This is a genomic window from Nocardioides panacisoli, from assembly GCF_019448235.1.
In the GTDB taxonomy this organism is placed as follows: domain Bacteria; phylum Actinomycetota; class Actinomycetes; order Propionibacteriales; family Nocardioidaceae; genus Nocardioides; species Nocardioides panacisoli_A.
On record NZ_CP080409.1, the window covers coordinates 3,132,369 to 3,150,762 of the forward strand.

General features: G+C 73.5%; 25 protein-coding genes, 1 tRNA gene and 1 other RNA gene. 20 read left to right on the top strand and 7 right to left on the bottom strand.

All coding sequences use genetic code 11. The features are described 5' to 3' along the window. The first annotated feature begins 37 nt into the window (after positions 1 to 37). From KUV85_RS15220 to KUV85_RS15250, 7 genes are all read left to right on the top strand, one after another. The gene (locus KUV85_RS15220) at positions 38 to 358 is read left to right on the top strand and encodes a WXG100 family type VII secretion target (protein WP_219960739.1); all 321 of its coding nucleotides are present in this window, start codon (positions 38 to 40) and stop codon (positions 356 to 358) included. Positions 359 to 370: 12 nt separating this feature from the next. After that, positions 371 to 667: a WXG100 family type VII secretion target gene (locus tag KUV85_RS15225; protein ID WP_219960740.1), complete on the top strand. Its 297-nt coding sequence runs from the start codon at positions 371 to 373 to the stop codon at positions 665 to 667. Between the two features lie 86 nt (positions 668 to 753). After that, positions 754 to 2,010, top strand: coding sequence for a type VII secretion integral membrane protein EccD (gene eccD, locus KUV85_RS15230; RefSeq protein WP_219960741.1), 1,257 nt, complete (start codon positions 754 to 756; stop codon positions 2,008 to 2,010). Positions 2,011 to 2,016: 6 nt separating this feature from the next. Further along, a complete protein-coding gene (locus KUV85_RS15235) occupies positions 2,017 to 3,111 on the top strand; it encodes a type VII secretion protein EccB (RefSeq protein WP_219960742.1) in 1,095 nt (364 codons plus the stop codon). Between the two features lie 58 nt (positions 3,112 to 3,169). Continuing rightward, entirely contained in the window at positions 3,170 to 4,168 is a 999-nt protein-coding gene (locus KUV85_RS15240; protein ID WP_219960743.1) for a permease, read from the top strand. Further along, positions 4,165 to 4,830, top strand: coding sequence for a TIGR03943 family putative permease subunit (locus tag KUV85_RS15245; protein WP_219960744.1), 666 nt, complete (start codon positions 4,165 to 4,167; stop codon positions 4,828 to 4,830). Before KUV85_RS15240 ends, KUV85_RS15245 begins: the two co-directional genes overlap by 4 nt. Beyond that, positions 4,827 to 5,309 (top strand): hypothetical protein, encoded by a 483-nt coding sequence (locus KUV85_RS15250; protein WP_219960745.1) that lies wholly within the window; start codon positions 4,827 to 4,829, stop codon positions 5,307 to 5,309. Before KUV85_RS15245 ends, KUV85_RS15250 begins: the two co-directional genes overlap by 4 nt. Positions 5,310 to 5,327: 18 nt before the next feature. On the opposite strand, the gene ykgO is transcribed toward KUV85_RS15250, so the two are convergent. The 4 genes from ykgO to KUV85_RS15270 are packed head-to-tail and all read right to left on the bottom strand — an operon-like array spanning position 5,328 to position 6,965. Beyond that, positions 5,328 to 5,450, bottom strand: a complete 123-nt coding sequence (ykgO, locus tag KUV85_RS15255) for a type B 50S ribosomal protein L36 (RefSeq protein ID WP_219960746.1) — start codon at positions 5,448 to 5,450, stop codon at positions 5,328 to 5,330. Then, positions 5,450 to 5,632 (bottom strand): 50S ribosomal protein L32, encoded by a 183-nt coding sequence (rpmF, locus tag KUV85_RS15260; RefSeq protein WP_219960747.1) that lies wholly within the window; start codon positions 5,630 to 5,632, stop codon positions 5,450 to 5,452. The genes ykgO and rpmF overlap by 1 nt, the downstream gene beginning before the upstream one ends. Beyond that, on the bottom strand, positions 5,632 to 6,702 hold the full coding sequence (locus tag KUV85_RS15265) for a GTP-binding protein (RefSeq protein ID WP_219960748.1): 1,071 nt from the start codon (positions 6,700 to 6,702) through the stop codon (positions 5,632 to 5,634). The genes rpmF and KUV85_RS15265 overlap by 1 nt, the downstream gene beginning before the upstream one ends. Beyond that, positions 6,702 to 6,965, bottom strand: coding sequence for a type B 50S ribosomal protein L31 (locus tag KUV85_RS15270; protein ID WP_219960749.1), 264 nt, complete (start codon positions 6,963 to 6,965; stop codon positions 6,702 to 6,704). The genes KUV85_RS15265 and KUV85_RS15270 overlap by 1 nt, the downstream gene beginning before the upstream one ends. A gap of 63 nt (positions 6,966 to 7,028) precedes the next feature. Between KUV85_RS15270 and rpmB the strand changes: the two genes are divergently transcribed. From rpmB to KUV85_RS15295, 5 genes are all read left to right on the top strand, one after another. Next, positions 7,029 to 7,265, top strand: coding sequence for a 50S ribosomal protein L28 (gene rpmB, locus KUV85_RS15275; protein ID WP_219960750.1), 237 nt, complete (start codon positions 7,029 to 7,031; stop codon positions 7,263 to 7,265). Next, complete coding sequence (gene rpmG, locus KUV85_RS15280) at positions 7,265 to 7,435, top strand: 50S ribosomal protein L33 (RefSeq protein ID WP_219960751.1); 171 nt, start codon at positions 7,265 to 7,267, stop codon at positions 7,433 to 7,435. The genes rpmB and rpmG overlap by 1 nt, the downstream gene beginning before the upstream one ends. Beyond that, positions 7,435 to 7,740 (top strand): 30S ribosomal protein S14, encoded by a 306-nt coding sequence (gene rpsN, locus KUV85_RS15285; protein ID WP_219960752.1) that lies wholly within the window; start codon positions 7,435 to 7,437, stop codon positions 7,738 to 7,740. The genes rpmG and rpsN overlap by 1 nt, the downstream gene beginning before the upstream one ends. Positions 7,741 to 7,844: 104 nt before the next feature. Next, positions 7,845 to 8,081 (top strand): 30S ribosomal protein S18, encoded by a 237-nt coding sequence (rpsR, locus tag KUV85_RS15290; protein ID WP_219962926.1) that lies wholly within the window; start codon positions 7,845 to 7,847, stop codon positions 8,079 to 8,081. Between the two features lie 77 nt (positions 8,082 to 8,158). After that, a complete protein-coding gene (locus KUV85_RS15295) occupies positions 8,159 to 9,055 on the top strand; it encodes an oxidoreductase (RefSeq protein ID WP_219960753.1) in 897 nt (298 codons plus the stop codon). A 64-nt stretch (positions 9,056 to 9,119) separates the two neighbouring features. Here KUV85_RS15295 and KUV85_RS15300 read toward each other — a convergent pair. Beyond that, a tRNA-Ser gene (locus KUV85_RS15300) sits at positions 9,120 to 9,204 on the bottom strand. Between the two features lie 57 nt (positions 9,205 to 9,261). Then, positions 9,262 to 10,146, bottom strand: a complete 885-nt coding sequence (locus KUV85_RS15305; protein ID WP_219960754.1) for an alpha/beta hydrolase — start codon at positions 10,144 to 10,146, stop codon at positions 9,262 to 9,264. Positions 10,147 to 10,240: 94 nt separating this feature from the next. Here KUV85_RS15305 and ffs point away from each other — a divergent pair. The 8 genes from ffs to KUV85_RS15345 all read left to right on the top strand — a co-directional run bounded on the left by ffs (position 10,241) and on the right by KUV85_RS15345 (position 17,296). Continuing rightward, positions 10,241 to 10,338: signal recognition particle sRNA small type (gene ffs, locus KUV85_RS15310), an RNA gene on the top strand. Between the two features lie 22 nt (positions 10,339 to 10,360). Next, complete coding sequence (locus KUV85_RS15315) at positions 10,361 to 11,137, top strand: metallophosphoesterase (protein ID WP_219960755.1); 777 nt, start codon at positions 10,361 to 10,363, stop codon at positions 11,135 to 11,137. 66 nt (positions 11,138 to 11,203) lie between these two features. Further along, positions 11,204 to 13,204 (top strand): DNA polymerase III subunit gamma and tau, encoded by a 2,001-nt coding sequence (locus tag KUV85_RS15320; protein ID WP_219960756.1) that lies wholly within the window; start codon positions 11,204 to 11,206, stop codon positions 13,202 to 13,204. Positions 13,205 to 13,226: 22 nt separating this feature from the next. After that, complete coding sequence (locus KUV85_RS15325; protein WP_219960757.1) at positions 13,227 to 13,622, top strand: YbaB/EbfC family nucleoid-associated protein; 396 nt, start codon at positions 13,227 to 13,229, stop codon at positions 13,620 to 13,622. After that, complete coding sequence (gene recR, locus KUV85_RS15330) at positions 13,622 to 14,218, top strand: recombination mediator RecR (protein ID WP_219960758.1); 597 nt, start codon at positions 13,622 to 13,624, stop codon at positions 14,216 to 14,218. The genes KUV85_RS15325 and recR overlap by 1 nt, the downstream gene beginning before the upstream one ends. Then, entirely contained in the window at positions 14,215 to 14,862 is a 648-nt protein-coding gene (locus KUV85_RS15335) for a DUF5063 domain-containing protein (protein WP_219960759.1), read from the top strand. The genes recR and KUV85_RS15335 overlap by 4 nt, the downstream gene beginning before the upstream one ends. A gap of 87 nt (positions 14,863 to 14,949) precedes the next feature. After that, positions 14,950 to 16,239: an aspartate kinase gene (locus KUV85_RS15340; RefSeq protein WP_219960760.1), complete on the top strand. Its 1,290-nt coding sequence runs from the start codon at positions 14,950 to 14,952 to the stop codon at positions 16,237 to 16,239. Between the two features lie 16 nt (positions 16,240 to 16,255). Further along, positions 16,256 to 17,296, top strand: a complete 1,041-nt coding sequence (locus tag KUV85_RS15345; RefSeq protein ID WP_219960761.1) for an aspartate-semialdehyde dehydrogenase — start codon at positions 16,256 to 16,258, stop codon at positions 17,294 to 17,296. 92 nt (positions 17,297 to 17,388) lie between these two features. Here the strand turns inward: KUV85_RS15345 and KUV85_RS15350 are convergent, their stop codons facing one another. Then, on the bottom strand, positions 17,389 to 18,390 hold the full coding sequence (locus KUV85_RS15350; RefSeq protein ID WP_219960762.1) for a hypothetical protein: 1,002 nt from the start codon (positions 18,388 to 18,390) through the stop codon (positions 17,389 to 17,391). Positions 18,391 to 18,394: the final 4 nt, after the last annotated feature.

Below are 18,394 nucleotides of genomic sequence, written 5' to 3' on the forward strand. Positions count from 1 at the left end.
CGCCGGTCCGATGCCGGCGCAGCAGAGGAGGATCACCATGAGCACCCACGCACCCCAGTTCGGGCAGGGCGACGGCACGCTGTCGCGCGCCGCCGGCCTCGTCGCCGAGGCCCGGCAGGACTTCACCACCATGAGCCAGCAGCTCGACGGCCAGATCGCAGCGGTCCACGGCCAGTGGGGCGGCCGCGGCGCCCAGGCCTTCTTCCTGCTCCACCGCGCGTGGACGGAGAAGCAGGCCACGGTGGTGCGCGCGCTGGACGAGTTCGAGGCCTCGCTGCGCCGCACCGAGGCCGACAACGTCGACACCGACCAGACGCAGGGCAGCAGCTACCAGGCGCTGGTCCAGCGGCTCGGCTGAGGGAGGACGACCATGAACCTCGACGGGATGCGCGTCAACCACGCCGCGCTGGAGCAGGCCGCGGCCGACCTCCAGCAGACGGTGCGCCACATCGACGCCCGGATGGACCGCCTCGAGAGCGAGCTCGAGCCGCTGCGCAGCGACTGGGCCGGCGCGGCCCAGCAGACCTACGTCGTCGCGAAGTCCCAGTGGGACCGCGCGATCGCCGAGATGCGCGACCTGCTGGACCAGACCCGACTGACCGTGCAGCAGTCCAACGCCGAGTACGCCGCTGCCGACCGCAGGGGGGCCGCGGCATTCGAGATCTGAGCCCGGCCGGTCCAGTCGGCCCTGCCAACACTGCCGGCCCTGCCGGCCCTGCCGGCACTGCCGACACCGCCGCCGGGTCGGTGTCGGTGACCGTCTCGGGCGGTCGCCGTCGCGCCGACCTGGTGCTGCCCACCGCCGTGCCGGTGGCCGAGCTGCTGCCCGACCTCGCGGGTCGGCTCGACCTGCTCGACGGGGCGACCGCCCACGAGCCGCTCGACCTCACGACCGTGCTCGGCGACCGCCTGGGCGACGACCTCGGGCTCGGGCCGCAGGGCGTGGCCGACGGGGCACTGCTCCTGCTCACCGCGGGCCCTCCCGCGGCACCGCCGGCGCGCCACGACGATCCGGCCGACGCCGTCGCGGAGGCGGTCGAGCGGACCCAGCCGCCGTGGTCCCCGGCCGCGGCGCGGCGTACGACGCTCGCAGCGGCCGTCCTCGCGCTCGGGCTGGGACTCGCGGCGCTGTCGGGGGTGCCGGCCGGGTCGGCGGCGACGGTCGCCGGCGTGCTCGGCAGCCTGCTGGTGGTGCTGGCCGTCGTGGGGGAGCGGCGGCACGGGGATCGGGCGACGGTCCTGGTGCTCACCTGGCTCGCCTCCTGCCACGGGGCGGTGACCGGTGCCCTGCTCGCCCCGATGTGGCGGGCGGAGGCCACGCTCGCCGCGGCGGGTGCCGGGCTGCTGGTCGTCGCACTGGGGTGCGTGGCGCTGCGGCTGCCGGCGGTCCCGCCCGCACTGGTCGGCTGCGTGGCCGTGGTCGCCGGGGTGCTGGTGCTCGCCGGGGTCGACCGCGCGACGGCGGCCCCGATCGGCCTGGTGGTGCTGGTGCTGGCCGGCAACGCGACCCCACGGCTGGCGTCGGGGGCGGCCGGCCTCCACGCCGACACCCGGGAGGAGCACGCCAGGGCACTGGAGCCACGGGTCACCACCGGCCACGACCTGCTGCTCGCGGCGGAGGTGGCGCTGGGCGTCGCCGTCGTGGCACTGGCGCCGGTCGTCGGTCGACTGGGGCCGTGGGGGACGGCGCTGGCCGCCACCGGTGCCGTCGCCGTGCTGCTGCGGGCGGTGCACCGCCGCTCCGCGCCGCAGGTGCAGGTGGTGGTCACCGCCGGCGTGGCCGCGCTGGTCGCGCTCGGGGCGGTGCTGCTGGTGACCGGGTCGGCAGGGCCCGGCCCCGCCCTCGTCGCGCCGGTGGTCGGGCTGGCCGCCCTCGCGGGGCTCGTGCTCGGGGTGCGGCCCACGGTGCGGCTGCGCCGGTGGGGCGCGGTGCTGGAGACGCTCGCCGTGGTGGCACTGCTGCCGCTGCTGGTGCTGACCGTCGGCTGGTTCGACGCGATCCGGGGGTGAGGTGCGGTGACCGACGACGCTGACCTGCTCGAGGCGCAGGGCCACGACCGGCGCCGGGTGCTCGCCGCCCTGGTGCACGGGCGACCGGGCGGGGAGGAGGTGGCACTGCCGCGCCGCCTGCGCAGCGTCGTGGCGGGCGTCGTGCTCGCCGCACTGGTGCTGGTCGGCGCGTTCATCGCCTCGGTCGTGGCGCCCCGCGACGCGGTGGACTGGGACGGACCGTCGCTCGTCGCCGACACCGACAGCGGCGCGCTCCACCTCATCGACGACGACGCCCCCGACGGCCCCGTGCTGCGGCCCGTCGCCAACGCGACGTCCGCGCGCCTCCTGGCCGGGGACACCTCGCCGCAGCAGGTCCCGGGGAGCGTGGTCGCCGCGAGTCCGCACGGGCCACCGGTCGGACTGCCCACCGCCCCACCGACGGTTCCGCCGCCGGGATCACTGTTGCCCGACGGCTGGACCGCGTGCACCGGCCGCGGACAGGGCGTGCACCTCGACATCACCGAGGTGCCGGCGGCCCGTCCCGTCACCGCCGACACCGGTGTGGTGGTCGACGACGGCGCGCGCCGGTGGCTGGTCGCGACCAGCCGCACCTACGACGGCACCACCGCCGCCCGGCGCCATCCCGTGGCCGCCGGTACGCCGGTCGCGCGAGCGGCCGCGGTCGAGGTCGACCCCGGGTGGGTGGCGTTGTTCCCCGTCGGCGGGCCGGCCGCGGGCGTGGAGGTCCGGATCCCGCCGACGGTGCCGGACGGCGAGGTGTGCGCCGTCATGGAACGCAGCGGGGAGGAGGGCACGTCGGTCGCGCTCGCGATCTCCCCGGCCGACCGGACCGCGGAGCCGGTCGCGCCCGGCGAGGTGGCGGCGTACGTCGCACCGGGGCACGGTGCCCTGGTGCGGGCAGGGAGCGGGCCCACCCAGCTCGTCGCGGAGACCGGCCGTCGACACCCGGTCGAGGAGGCCGCGCTCGAGCGGCTGGGACTGGCCGGGGAGCGGCCCGCGGAGGTCCCGGCCGCCTGGCTCGGCCTGCTGCCCGAGGGGGTCGAGCTCTCGACCGCGGCGGCGCGGTGTCCGCTGGGCCGTGCCCCGTGTCGCGAGTGAGGGTGGCGGGACTCGCGCCTCCGCGGCGCCGGCCGCGAGCGCGTCTACGCTGAGCGCGATGACTTCCCAGACCACGCGGCCGCCGCGGAGTGGGCGGCTCGACGGCCAGGTCGTGGCGGTCCTGCTGGTACTCGTCGCCGCGCTGCCCGTCGTCCGGCTGCTCGGGCCGGGACTGGACGCCCCGGCCTTCCAGGCGTGGGCGACGGTGTTCGTCGCGATCGTGGTCCAGTCGGTGCCGTTCCTGGTGCTGGGCGTGGTCCTCTCCGGACTCATCTCCGCTCTGCTGTCGGAGCGGGCCGTCTCTCGTCTGCTCCCCCGCAACCCCGCACTCGCCGTCCCGGTCGCCGGCGTCGCCGGGATCGGGCTGCCCACCTGTGAGTGCGCGGCGGTCCCGGTCGCCTCGGGGCTGGCCCGGCGCGGCGTACCGTCCGCAGTCGCGCTGACCTTCCTGCTCGCCGCACCGGCGGTCAACCCCGCCGTGATCGTGTCGACCGCGGTCGCGTTCTCCGGCCGCACCGACATGGTGGCCGCGCGCTTCCTCGCCTCGATGGCGGTCGCGATCGTGGTGGGCTGGATCTACGTCGCGCTGGCCCAGCGGCTGCCGGCGCTGAGGCTGCCCCGCATCGGCGGCCCGGTGCACTCCCACGGCGGCAACGGCCGGCTCGGCGCCTTCGTCGGCGCCGCCTGGCACGACTTCCTGCCCGCCGCCGGCTTCCTCGTGGTCGGCGCCCTGATCGCGGCCGCGGTGAAGGTGCTGGTGCCGTTGGAGATCGTGGAGTCGGTGGCCGGCCAGTTCCTGCTCTCGGTGGTGGTGCTGGCCGCGTTCGCCTTCGTGGTCGCGCTGTGCTCGGAGGCCGACGCATTCATCGCCGTCAGCCTCACGGCGTTCTCCGACACCGCCAAGCTCGTCTTCCTCGTCGTCGGGCCCGCCATGGACGTCAAGCTCGCCGCCATGGAGGCGGGCCAGTGGGGCCGGCAGTTCGCGCTGCAGTTCGTGCCGCTGGTCCTCGTGCTCGCCACGACCATCGCCTGCCTCGTCGGCTGGGTGATGCTGTGAACCGCGCTGCCCAGGCCCTCGTGCTCACCGCCGTCGGTGCGCTGACGCTGCGGATCGGGATCACCGACGAGTACGTCCGCTACGTCAACGAGTGGATGCGGTGGCCGCTGGTCGCCAGCGGGGTGCTGCTGCTCCTGCTCGCCTTCACCGCGGTGCTCTGGCCCGCCGAGGAGGACCACCCGATCACCCCGGTCGCCTGGGTGCTGCTGCTCCCGGTGGTGATCGGCCTGGTCGTCCAGCCGCCCAGCCTCGGCTCCTTCCTCGCCGAGCGCGGCGTCAACAAGGTCAGCGCCGCCGAGGACCGGGCCGCGGTCGCGCCGCTGCCCGAGGGTGGGATCGCCGACGTGGGCGTGTCCAACTTCGTCCGGCTCGCCTCCAGCGACGGCGAGCTGTCGGGGCGCACGGTCCGGCTGCGCGGCTTCGTCACCAGCGATGCCGACGGGTGGTACGTCACGCGCATCGCGATCCGCTGCTGCGCCGCGGACGGTGCCGCGTTCCGGGTCGCGGCCCGCGGGGTGGAGGCGCCGCCGACGGACCAGTGGGTCGAGGTCGTGGGCACCTGGGTCGACGGCACCGGCGTCAGCCTGGTCGCTGCGGACGATCCGGCGCTGGACGTCACCGACCTCACCCTGATCGACGAGCCGAAGCGTCCCTACGAGTGAGCCCGGACGGCGGTCGGCCGTCGCCGGGCCCGGGAGTGCGGCTGGGCTTCGGCGCGCTGCTCGTCGCCGTCGCCGTCCTCGTGCTCCTCGTCCGGCCGGACCCGGTGCGCACCCGTGACGCCCCACCGGACACGACGGCCTCGCCGACCGTCGTGCCGACAGCGGCGCCGGCCCGCGCGCCGGACGAGGCGACGTTCTGTGCGGCGCACCGGGAGTGGGTCGCCGCCCGCGAGCGACACGCCGAGGACGACGACCGCCGCGAGCCACTGCGCGAGGAGGCCGACCGGATGGTCACGCTCGGGGTGCCCGACGCGATGAGCACCCTCGCCGTCGGTGGCCTGTACGCCGAGCTGGCGGCCACCTATGCCGCGCTCGGCCTGGTGCTCAGCGAGTCCGCGGTCCCCGGCGGGGTGGAGGCGAGCACGCTCGACGGTGCGGACGCGGCGTACGACGCCTACGTCCGCACCGCCTGCCGCTGACGCAGCGCGCGGGGAGGGTCAGCCCTGACGGCCCTTGAAGCGCGGGTTCTGCTTGTTGATCACGTACGTGCGCCCGCGGCGCCGCACGACCTGGGCGCCGGGCTGGTTCTTCAGCGACCGGAGCGAGTTGCGCACCTTCATCACGTCCTCCTTCCGGTGGCCGGGTCGACGAGACCGGCGTGGACCGTCCGCACCAGCCGCCGCGGCACCCGGTGCGTCGTGCCGTCGACGGTGACCGGCACCAGCGCCGGTGCCGCGGCACGCCACTGCGCACGGCGGTGCCGGGTCCGGCTGCGGGAGGTCCGTCGCTTGGGGACCGCCATCACGCCACCTTCCGGATCGGACCGAGCCACGGTTCGAAGCCGTCCTCGTCGGGCGACCGGGACAGCCGCTCACCCTCCTCGGCGGTCATGAGCAGGCGGTCGAAGCTCTCCCGCAGGTGGGCCGGCGGGACGCCGACGCCGGTCAGCACCAGCCGGGTGAACGGCGTACGCCGTCCCCAGCCGGCGTGGTCGCCGATGCAGAGCTGGCCCCCGGCGCCGTCCCACTCCACGGCCCGGTCGGGGCGGGTGGGGAGCCAGAAGCAGCCGCGCGAGCGGTGGTTGCCGCCGCCGAGGAGCTCGAGGGACTCCAGCAGTCGCTCGGGGTGGAAGGGCTGGAGTGACTGCAGGTCCAGCCGCCACACGCCCTCGGCCTGCAGGCGCGGCAGGGCCTCGCGCCGCGTGGGGTCGGTCCACTCGCTGGTCCGACGATGGCGGTGCAGGTGGCCGGTGAGGGTGGCGGCGTCGAGGTCGTGGCTGCCGGCCATGACGGTGGCGTCGGGGCGTGCCAGCGCCGCGACGAGTCCGTGGGCCGCGGCGTCGGGGGTGTCGTCGAAGACGACGACGTCGGCGTACTCCACCATCGCGGCGAGCACCTCGCCGACGCCGCGCCGGTCCTCCTCGGCGCAGTGGTGGCCCCGGTCGACGAGCAGGTCGTCGCTGAGCAGGTCCCGCACGGGGTGGCTCGCGCTGGCAGCGGTCACCACGGCCGAGACCCGCAGGAACCGCGCGAGCCGCGTGTCCCACGCCAGCGCGCCGCACAGGTTGGCGGGCTCGGCGCCGACCGGCAGGTGCGAGACGATGCTCTGCCACCGTCCGTCGCGGGCCAGCCGCTCGAGGGTGGGCAGGATGTCCTCGCGGATCGCGCAGCTGACGCACGCGTGCTCCAGCAGCGTCTCGTGCTCCTCGAGCACGCCGGTGATGTCGCTGACGGTCCGGGTGAGGACCTGACGGTCGACGTCGATGTGGTGGCGCACCGCGACGGCGCCGGGCAGGTCGAACTGCAGTCCGACCAGGGTCGCGGCCATCGGGGCGGGGTCGACGCCGGCGAGGAGGACGACGGGGACGCGCATCAGGGCACCTCCCTGCGGCCGTAGCGGCGCTCGAACTTCTCGACACGGCCCTCGGTGTCGACCACACGGCCACGGCCGGTCCAGAAGGGGTGGCTGTGCCGGCTGACGTCGACGTCGACCACCGGGTGCGTCACGCCGTCGAACTCGACGGTGTGGTCGGGGTCGACCCGGCCGGCGAGCGTGGATCGGGTGACCAGCACGTGGCCGGTGCTGCGGTCGCGGAACGCGACGTGCCCGTAGTCGGGGTGGATCCCCTGCCTCATCGGCTACCTCCGTATGGTTAGAATGAGAATCATTCTCAATAGTACCCCATGAGGAGGAACGCCGTGTCCCAGGTCTGCCAGGTCACCGGAGCGAGCCCCGCCTTCGGCAACCGTGTGTCCCACTCCCACCGCCGCACTCGTCGCCGCTTCGACGTCAACGTCCAGCGCAAGCGCTACTGGGTGCCGCGCCTGCAGCGCCACGTCACGCTGCGGGTCAGCGCCCGCGGCATCAAGACGATCGACCGACGTGGCATCGACGCCGTGGTGGCGGACCTGCAGCGGCGAGGCGAGCGGTTCTGATGGCGCGCAAGGGCAGCGAAGTCCGTCCGATCGTGAAGCTGCGGTCGACCGCCGGCACCGGCTACACCTACGTCACGCGCAAGAACCGCCGCAACGACCCCGACCGGATGGTGCTGCGCAAGTTCGACCCCGTCGTCCGGCGCCACGTCGAGTTCAAGGAGGAACGCTGATGGCCAAGCGCAGCAAGATCGCCGCCGAGGCCCGTCGCCGGCGGACGGTCGCGGCGTACGCCGCCCGCCGAGCGGAACTCAAGGACGCCGTACGCCGCGCCGCCCCCGGGACGCCCGAGCTCGCCGCGGCCGTGCGCGCGCTCGACCGCCTGCCGCGGGACGCATCGCCCACGCGGCTGCGCAACCGGGACCAGGTGGACGGGCGTCCCCGCGGCTACGTCCGACTGACCGGCACCTCACGCATCCGCTTCCGCGAGATGGCCCACCGCGGCGAGCTGCCCGGCATCAGGAAGTCCAGCTGGTGAGCCCCCGCCTGCTGCACCGGATGGCCGTGGTCCGCCTCGCCGTCCTCATCGCTGGACCGACCGACCCGCCCCGCGCGACCGCACCGACCGACGAGGAGCACCCGATGAAGCCGACCCCCCGTCCGCGCCGTCCCGCCCGCGCCAAGCGGGCGTTGCTGCCGCCCCACGTGACGACCGTCGACTACAAGGACGTCGACCTGCTGCGCACGTTCCTGTCCGACCGGGGCAAGATCCGCGCGCGCCGCGTCACCGGCCTCACGCCGCAACAGCAGCGCGCCGTGACCGCGGCGATCAAGAACGCGCGCGAGATGGCGCTGCTGCCCTACGACGGCAAGTACTGAGCGGGGCGGCCGTCGTCGCGGCGGCAGGCACGGGGCACCGGGGGTACCGTCTCCGGGAATCGTCGCGAAGGAGAGCCATGGCCTGGACTGCGAAGGACCTGCCCGACCTCACCGGCACGACCGCCGTCGTGACCGGTGCCAACGCCGGCATCGGCGAGGTGACCGCCCACGAGCTGGCTGCCCACGGCGCCCACGTCGTGCTGGCGTGCCGCAACGTCGAGGCGGGGGAGAAGGCACGGTCCGGCATGCCCGGTGAGACGCGGGTCGAGCACCTCGACCTCTCCTCGCTGGCCTCGGTGCGCGCCTTCGCCGAGCGGTGGCAGGGGCCGTTGGACCTGCTGGTCAACAACGCGGGCGTCATGCGGCCGCCGGCGTTCCGGGAGACCGGGGACGGCCACGAGTTGATGTTCGGCACCAACCACCTGGGCCACTTCGCCCTGACCGGACTGCTGCTGCCCACGCTGATGGCCCAGGCGGCGCCGCGCGTGGTCACCGTCTCCTCGATCGCCCACCACGCCGGCGACGAGCACGTGGTCGAGGCCAACCCGGCAGCGGGCTACGACGCCAACCGCTACTACGGCCACAGCAAGCTGGCCAACCTGCTCTTCGCCCAGGAGCTCCACCGCCGCAGCGTGGCCGCCGGGGCCCCGCTGGTGAGCACGGCCGCCCACCCCGGGATCTCGGCCACCAACCTGGTCGCCTCCCGCGACGGCATGGGCGCGAACCCGATCGTGCGGCTGGTCGCGCCGCTGGCGATGCCGTTGGTCTTCCAGTCCGCCGCCCGCGGCGCGGACCCGACGCTGTACGCCGCCACGGCGGGCGAGCCCGGCTCCTACACCGGACCGCAGAAGCGGGGCGAGTCCCGCGGCCCGATCGGCCCGGCCCGGTTGAGCCGCTCGGCGCGCGACGAGGCGCTGGCCGCGAAGCTGTGGGACCTGAGCGAGGAGAGCACCGGCGTACGCATCCGCCTGTGAGTGGCCGGGTCGCGGGGCCCAGCGAGGACGGTGGCCTCGCTGGATCCCACGACTCCGGTGTCGGCGGAGGTAGGGGGATTCGAACCCCCGAGGGCGTTAACCCAACCCGCGTTCCAAGCGAGCGCCATAGGCCACTAGGCGATACCTCCGCAGAGGAGGCTACCTGTGGCGGGCGGGTCGTCCGAAATCGGCTCCGGCCGCCGACCTCACGTGCCGCAGCGGGCGAGGAGCTCGTCGAGGACCTCGCCCTCGTGGCGGTGGCCGTAGAGGTGCCCGACCTCCGCGGGCCACTCCACCAGCGTCGCCGAGGGCAGCTGCCCGACCAGGCGGTGGGCGGCGGCGAGCGGAGCGTTGCGGTCGCCGGCCGCGTGGAACCAGGTCAGCGAGGTGTGGACCTGCGCCACGTCGACGTCGGACCAGTCGCCGCCGAGCGCCATGGCCTCGTCCACCCAGCCCTCGGGGCCCTGGGCCAGCGCCTCGGTGACGTTGCGTGCGAACGCCTCCTGCCAGCCCGCGTCGCGCATCACGGCCTGGTCGTCGGGCGGTGCGGAATCCATGACCGACCGGAAGCCGGCCAGCGGGTCCCCGCTCATCGCGTCGTGGGACGCACTCGTGAGCTCGGCGACGGTGGCGCGGTCGCCGAGCCGGGCGGCGGTGAAGACGCGCCGGTTGAGTTCGATCATCTCCTCGACCTCCTCCTCGCGCGGCGGTGCGAGCCCCACCTCGATGGTCGCCGCGGCGACCCGGGCGGGATGGCGCGCGCACAGGCACAGGATGTGCGGCGCCGCACCGCTGCCACCCAGCACCGGCACCTGCTCGACGCCGATCTCGTCGAGGATCGCGACGAGGTCGTCGGCGTGCTCGCTGAAGCCGCGGCCGGGCAGCCGGGTGGACGCCCCGAAGCCGGGCCGCTCGGTGCTGATGACCCAGAGGTCGCGGTCGTCCCACGGGGTGGGGTCGGCGAGGACGGGGTAACGGGAGCCCGGGGTGCCCGGGACGCGGAGGAGCGGCTGGCCGGCGGGGTCGCCGTACTCGGTCCACGCGACGGTGCGACCGTCGGGCCGGGTCAGGCTCCGCTCGCGCAGCTCCATCCGCTGAGTGAAGCACGGGCCGCGTCGCCGTGCCACGGGAGCACGCCCGATCCCCCCAACTTTGGGGTGCCGGCCGCGCCTCGCCTAGAGTTGGGGCAACCCCCCACGTGGCGGCATCGTGCCGAATCCCCCAGGGCCGGAAGGCAGCAAGGGTAAGCATGCTCTGCCGGGTACGTGGGGGGCCTTGTCGTTCCGGACGTGCCACGCTGGGGTGGTGCTCGTCATCGGCCACCTCACCGACACCCACTTCGGCGGCGATCCCTCGGCCGTCGAGCGCAGCAAGCGGGTGCTCGCCCACCTCGCCGCGTTCGTTCCGCCGGTCGACGTGCTGGTCGTGACCGGGGACGTCGCCGACCACGGGACGCCGGAGGAGTACGCCGAGGCGACCCGGGTCTTCGCCGGCTGGCCGGGGCCGGCGCCCGTGCTGTGGTGCCCGGGCAACCACGACGTGCGGCAGCACTACGCGGCCTTCCGCGGGGAGCCGGAGCACCCGCCCGCGGAGCCGTTGGACGAGTACGTCCGGGTGGGCGGCGTGCTGTTCTGCCTGCTCGACTCGCTGGTGCCGGCCCGGGACGGGCGCCGCATCGACCACGGCCACCTGCAGCGCGCCAGCCTGGACCGGCTGGACCGCGAGCTGGCCGCGCGGGCACCCGGCGAACCCGCGATCGTCTGCTTCCACCACCCACCCGTCGACCTCCACATGGGACGGATGGACCCGATCCGCCTCGACGACCCCGACGAGCTCGCCGACGTGCTGGCGGCGCATGCGGACGTCGCGGCCGTCCTGACCGGCCACGCCCACACGGCTGCGGCGACGTCGTACGCCGGCCTGCCGCTGCGGATCGGCGGTGGGGTGGCCTCGACGGTCACCCTGGACCAGGAGCAGGAGGGCGCGGGGTGGGCGCCCATCACCCACGACCTCGGGCCGAGCCTGGCCGTGCACGTCCTCGACGACGCCGGCGGGCTGGTCACCCACTGGCGCACGCTCTGACCGCGGCATCCGTGGACGCCCCTCTCGGGGTGTCGGGCGTCGGTGGCGGTCAGTAGGCTCCGATGCGTGGAGTCCCCGCTTGCGCTGTACCGCCGCTACCGGCCCGAGACCTTCGCCGAGGTCATCGGGCAGGAGCACGTGACCGAGCCGCTGCGCGCCGCGCTCGCCGGCAACCGGGTCAACCACGCCTACCTCTTCTCCGGGCCCCGCGGCTGCGGCAAGACCACCAGCGCCCGCATCCTCGCGCGCGCACTCAACTGCGAGCAGGCGCCGGTGGCCGACCCCTGCGGGGAGTGCGAGAGCTGCCAGGACCTGGCCCGCGGTGGACCGGGCTCGATCGACGTGATCGAGATGGACGCCGCGTCCCACGGTGGTGTCGACGACGCGCGCGACCTGCGGGAGAAGGCGTTCTTCGCGCCGGTCAAGAGCCGCTACAAGGTCTACATCATCGACGAGGCCCACATGGTCACCCCGCAGGGCTTCAACGCCCTGCTCAAGCTCGTCGAGGAACCGCCGCCCCACCTGCGGTTCATCTTCGCCACGACCGAGCCCGAGAAGGTCATCCCGACCATCCGCTCCCGCACCCACCACTACCCGTTCCGGCTCATCCCGCCGCGGTTGCTCTCCTCCTACCTCACCGAGCTGTGCGAGAAGGAGGACGTCCCGATCGAGCCGGCCGCGATCCCGCTGGTGGTGCGTGCCGGTGGCGGGTCGGCCCGCGACACCCTCTCGGTGCTCGACCAGCTGCTCTCCGGCGCCGGCGCCGACGGGGTCACCCACCAGCTCGCGACCGGACTCCTCGGCTACACCCCCGACACGCTGCTCGACGACGTCGTCGACGCCTTCGCGGCCGGTGACGGTGCGGCGGTGTTCGGCGTGGTGGACCGCGTCATCGAGACCGGGCAGGACCCCCGGCGCTTCACCGAGGACCTGCTCCGGCGGCTGCGTGACCTGGTGATCGTCGCCGCGGTCCCCGAGGCGCCGGCCTCCGGCCTGATCGACGTCCCCAGCGACGCGGGGGAGCGCCTCGTCGCGCAGGCGGGCCGGTTCGGTCGCGCCGAGCTCACCCGGGCGGCCGACCTCGTCGCGACCGGCCTGACCGAGATGCGCGGCGCCACCGCCCCGCGACTGCTGCTGGAGCTGATCTGCGCGCGGGTGCTCCTCCCGGCCGCCGACCACAGCACCGAGGGTGTGATGGCCCGGCTCGACCGGCTCGAGCGCCGGGTGTCCATCACCGGCACTCCGTCAGCAGCAGCCCCGGCCGAGCCCGCGATCCCCGGCCAGGACCGTCCCGAGCCCGACCGTGTCGAGCGCGCCATGCCCGAGCGCGCCGAGCCCGCCCCCGTGGCCGAGCCGACCCCGACGCCCGAGTCCGCTCCGACTCCCGAGCCCACATCGGTGGTCGAGCCTGCCGAGACCCCCGCCGAGCCCACCGTGCGGCCCGAGCCCACCTCGAGTCCCGAGCCCTCCCCGGCGGTCGAGCCCGTCGAGACCCCCGCGGGGCCGACCTCGGCCCCCGCACCCGCCCCGGCGCCGAGCACGGCCCCGGCCGGCGGCGACGGCCTCAGCCTGGTCGACGTACGCCGCCTCTGGCCCGACGTCATCGAGGCGGTCAAGCGGCGCCGCCGGGTGACCTGGATCCACCTGACCAACCACTCCCAGGTCGTCGGCTTCGACGGCGCCACGCTGACGCTGGGCTTCACCAACACCGGAGCCCGGCAGAGCTTCGAGGGCGGCCACCTCGACGTGGTCAAGCAGGCCATCACCGACGTCATCGGCGCGTCGTGGCGCATCGAGACCATCGACGACGCCGGCGCCGACCCGTCCGCGGCTCCGCCGCCCGAGCCGCCGCCGACTCCGCCCCCGCCGACCTCGGTCGAGGAGCCGGAGCGGCTCTCGCGCCGTGAGCAGATCGCCCAGCAGACGGCCGAGGCCGAGGAGGCGCCGCCGGAGGACCCCGACGCCGACGTCCGGCCCGACGACGCCGACGTGGAGTCGATGGACACCGGCGACCTGCTCGAGCGCGAGCTGGGCGCCACCATGATCGAAGAGACACCCAACAACTGACCCGGACCCTGAGAGGTGCCCCATGAGTGAGAACCCCTTCGACGCCCTCGGCGGTGGCGGCGGCCTCGACATCAACGCCTTGATGCAGCAGGCCCAGCAGATGCAGGAGGGCCTGCAGGCCGCCCAGGCCGAGCTGGAGGAGGCGACCGTCGACGGCACGGTCGCCGGCGGTGCCGTGACCGTGACCGTCAGCGGTGTCGGCGAGCTCAAGAACGTCGCGATCCAGCCCGGTCAGGTCGACGGCTCCGACGCCGAGTCGCTCGCGGACCTGAGCGACCTGATCGTCGCCGCCTACCGCGACGCCCGCGCCAAGGCCGACACGATGGCCGCCGAGAAGATGGGCCCGCTCGCCGGCGGCGGCATGCCCGGACTGCCCGGCGAGGGCGGCGGTTCCTCGGGACCGCTGGGCTTCCAGTGATGTACGAAGGGGTCGTCCAGGACCTCATCGACGAGCTCGGCCGGCTGCCCGGTGTCGGTCCCAAGAGCGCCCAACGCATCGCCTTCCACCTGCTGCAGTCCGAGGAGGCCGACGTACGCCGCCTCGCCGAGGTGCTGATCGAGGTCAAGGCGAAGGTGAAGTTCTGCAGCATCTGCTTCAACGTCGCCGAGGCCGACCAGTGCCGCATCTGTGCCGACCCGCGTCGCGACGGCAGCGTGCTGTGCGTGGTCGAGGAGTACAAGGACGTCGTCGCCATCGAGCGCACCCGCGAGTTCAAGGGCCGCTACCACGTGCTGGGCGGCGCGATCTCGCCCATCGACGGCATCGGTCCCGAGCAGCTCCACATCCGTGAGCTGCTGACGCGGCTGGGCGACGGCAGCGTCACCGAGGTGATCCTGGCCACCGACCCCAACCTCGAGGGCGAGGCCACCGCGACCTATCTCACGCGCATGTTGGAGCCGATGGGGTTGCGCGTGACCCGTTTGGCGAGTGGACTGCCCGTAGGCGGTGACCTGGAGTACGCCGACGAGGTCACCCTGGGACGCGCATTCGTGGGAAGGCAGGCGGCGACATGATCAGCGATCGCTCCGAGACGCCGACGGGGGAGTTCCCGGCCCACGCCGCGCTGCGCGCCATGGTCGAGGTCGAGGCGCAGAACGTCCGCCTCGCCGACGACCTGGCCGCCTCCTTCCAGGCCTTCCTCGACGCACTCACCGCCATCACCCGTGAGGCGACCGGCAACGAGGCGGTCTCGCTGCTGCTGCTCCAGGTCAGCCAGGTGTCGCTGGCGGGTGCGCGGTTGGGTGCCCAGCGCGACATCACGCCGCTGGGGGAGTTCCAGCCCGACGTGGGACCCGATGCCGACTTCGACGACGTCCGCATGCAGCTCGGTGAGCTGCTGGGCAACGCCGACGTCTACAGCCACGTGCTCGACCCCTACCAGCCCGAGCTGGTGGTGAGCAGCCTCGCCGACGACCTGACCGCCATCGCGGCGGACCTGGAGAACGGCATGCGCCACCACCGCGCCGGCGACGTGGACGAGGCCATGTGGTGGTGGCAGTTCTCCTACGTCTCCAACTGGGGGTCGCTGGCCAGTGCGGTGCAGAAGGCGCTGCACTCGGTGGTCTCCCACGACCGCCTCGACGTCGACAACGCCTCCGAGCAGGACCAGATCGACGCCGCGGAGGCTGTGCTGGACGCCACCTCCCCGGAGGCGTGACGGCTCCCTAGAATGGGGTTCGCGTCCCAGTTGTGCTGGGATGGGTTCGGAACACTCTTCCCGATCAACTTCAGGAGTTGAGCCCCCGTGGGCATAGTCGTACAGAAGTACGGCGGTTCGTCGCTGTCGGACGCCGATGCGATCAAGCGGGTGGCGCGCCGCATCACCGAGGCCAAGAAGGCCGGCAATGATGTCGTCGTCGCCGTCTCCGCGATGGGTGACAGCACCGATGAGCTGCTCGACCTCGCCGACCAGGTGAGCCCGATGCCGCCGGCGCGTGAACTCGACATGCTGCTGACCTCCGGTGAGCGCATCTCGATGGCGCTCGTGGCGATGGCCATCGCCGACCTGGGCTACACCGCCCGGTCCTTCACCGGCTCCCAGGCCGGTGTCATCACCGACTCGATGCACGGCGAGGCGAAGATCATCGACGTCACGCCCGGTCGCATCACCGAGGCCATCGGCGACGGGCACATCGTCATCGTCGCCGGCTTCCAGGGCGTCAGCCAGGACACCAAGGAGATCACCACCCTGGGTCGTGGCGGCACCGACACCACCGCCGTGGCGCTGGCCGCCGCGCTGGACGCCGACGTGTGCGAGATCTACACCGACGTCGACGGCGTCTTCACGGCCGACCCGCGCATCGTGCCGAGCGCGAAGAAGCTCGACACCGTCACCTTCGAGGAAATGCTCGAGCTCGCTGCCAACGGCGCGAAGGTCCTGCACCTGCGGTCGGTGGAGTACGCCCGCCGCCACTTCCTCCCGATCCACGTTCGCTCGTCCTTCAGTGAGCTGAAGGGCACCACGGTCGCCGGCAGCATCGATGACGAGGCCCGGCTCGAACAGGAGAGAACCATGGAAGCACCGATCATCGCGGGCGTGGCCCACGACCGCAGCGAGGCCAAGATCACCGTTGTCGGCGTACCCGACAAGGTCGGCACGGCCGCCCGCATCTTCGAGGTCCTGGCCGACGCGCAGATCAACATCGACATGATCGTGCAGAACGTCTCCGCGGCCAGCACCAACAAGACCGACATCTCCTTCACCCTCCCCGGGGCGGACGGCAAGAAGGCCACCTCCGCCCTCGAGGGCATCAAGGCCGAGATCGAGTACGACTCCCTCACCTACGACGACAAGGTCGGCAAGGTGTCGCTGGTCGGCGCCGGCATGCGCTCCCACCCGGGCATCTCGGCGAAGGTCTTCAAGGCCGTGGCCGACGCGGGCGTCAACATCGAGATGATCTCGACCTCCGAGATCCGTGTCTCGGTCGTCGTGTCCGAGACCGAGGTGGATGCCGCCGTCGCCGCCGTGCACACGGCGTTCGAGCTCGATGCCGACCAGGTCGAGGCCGTCGTCTACGGCGGCACCGGCCGCTGATCGGGAGGCGAGCGACATGGTGAACCTGGGAGTCGTGGGCGCCACCGGCCAGGTGGGCGTCGCGATGCGACAGATCCTGCTCGAGCGTGACTTCCCCATCGACGAGGTCCGCTTCTTCTCCTCGGCGCGCTCCGCGGGCAAGGTGCTGCAGTTCGGTGACCGCGAGGTCACCGTCGAGGACGCCTCGACGGCGGACCCGACCGGCCTGGACATCGCGCTGTTCTCCGCGGGCGGGGCGACCTCCCGCGCGCTGGCGCCGAAGTTCGCCGAGGCCGGCGTGATCGTGGTCGACAACTCCTCGGCCTTCCGCAAGGACCCCGAGATCCCGCTGGTGGTCTCCGAGGTCAACCCCGATGCCATGGACGAGGTCATCGCGGCCGGGCAGGGCATCATCGCCAACCCGAACTGCACCACGATGGCCGCCATGCCGGTGCTCAAGCCGCTGCACGACGCGGCCGGCCTGGTGCGGCTGATCGCCGCGACCTACCAGGCCGTCTCCGGCTCCGGCATCGCCGGCGTCGAGGAGCTGGCCGGTGGGGTCGAGGCCGCGGGTGACAAGGCGCGCGAGCTGGCCTACGACGGGTCGGCGGTGTCCTTCCCCGAGCCGCAGGTCTACGAGCGGCCGATCGCGTTCAACGCGCTGCCGATGGCCGGTTCGATCGTCGACGACGGCACCGGTGAGACCGACGAGGAGCAGAAGCTCCGCAACGAGTCCCGCAAGATCCTCGGCATCCCGGAGCTGCCGGTGTCGGGCATCTGCGTGCGGGTCCCGGTGTTCACCGGACACGCGTTGGCGATCAACGCCGAGTTCTCCGAGGCGATGACCCCCGACCGGGCCCGCGAGCTGCTCGAGGCGGCCCCGGGCGTGGAGCTCGCGGACATCCCGACGCCGCTGCAGGCGGCGGGCAACGACCCGTCGTACGTCGGCCGGCTCCGGCAGGACCCGGGCGTCCCCGACGACCGTGGCCTGGCGCTGTTCGTCGCCGGTGACAACCTGCGCAAGGGCGCTGCGCTCAACACGGTCCAGCTCGCGGAGATCATCGCCGCGGCTCGCTGAGCCACCCACGTGCCGAGTCGGCGCGAACTCGACGAGTTCGCGCCGACTCGACGCAATTGTGGGCCGAGTTGGCGCCGACTCGACCCGGGTGGCTAACTCTCCGGTTCGACGAAGGTCTTGGTGACGAAGACCGAGAGGGCGTACGCCCCGACGGTGACGACGGGGATCACCACCAGCGACGACCAGTGGTCGAGCACGTCGATGAGCAGCAGCAGCGCGACGACGGCGACCAGGCCGACGGCGAGGAAACTGCTGCTGCCGGGGTCGGGCACGTCGAAGCTCTTCAGGATGGCGCTGCCGAGCATCACGCTCACGATGAACATCGCCACCAGCAGCAGGAAGCCGGGCCCCCCGCCACACGTCGCGGTGCCGCGGATGGCCTCGCAGCCGCGCAGCGAGAGCCAGGTCAGCACGACCATGCCCAGGCCGACGATGGCTCCGGTGAGGACCGCGGCGGGGTAGTGGTCGAGCATCGGCACGGCGGTCGTCGAGGAGTCGTCCTCGTCGGAGCCCGGTGACGCCGGGCCGCCGCTGCTTCCACCGTCACTGTCGTCGCCGTCGTTGCGCACCAGGTCGCCGACCCGGTCGCGGACCCGCTGCAGGAGCGACGGGCCGGACGCGGCCGCTGCCGGGGCGGCGGCCACCGGCGCCAAGTCGTCCTCGTCCTCGTCGAGACCGGTCTCGATCTCGTCGATGATCGGCTCGTCGTCGGCCACGGGCGGCAGCACGCTGGTCTCCTGTGCGGCCGGTGCCGATGACGGACGACTCTCCGGCCGGCTCTCGACCGGCGCGTCGGCGTCCTCGGCCTCCGCAGGGTCCGCCGTCGGGACCTCGGCGGTCTCCGGGGGCGCGAAGGCTGCGTGGTCGGTGTGGGCGGTGTGCTCGGGCTCGTCCTCGCCAGCGGCGGCCTCCGCCGGCGCCGGTGCCTCGGTGGGAGCGTCCTCGGCCTCGGTCGTGGGCTCCTCGGCGGTCGGAGCAGGCTCCGGGTGCTCGGACGCGGATCCGGTGTCGTCGCCCCGACCGGACTTCTTCTTACGACCGAACAGCTTCGGTGGCTCCAAGCTGACCTTCAGCTTGTCCTGCTCGTCTGACATGAGG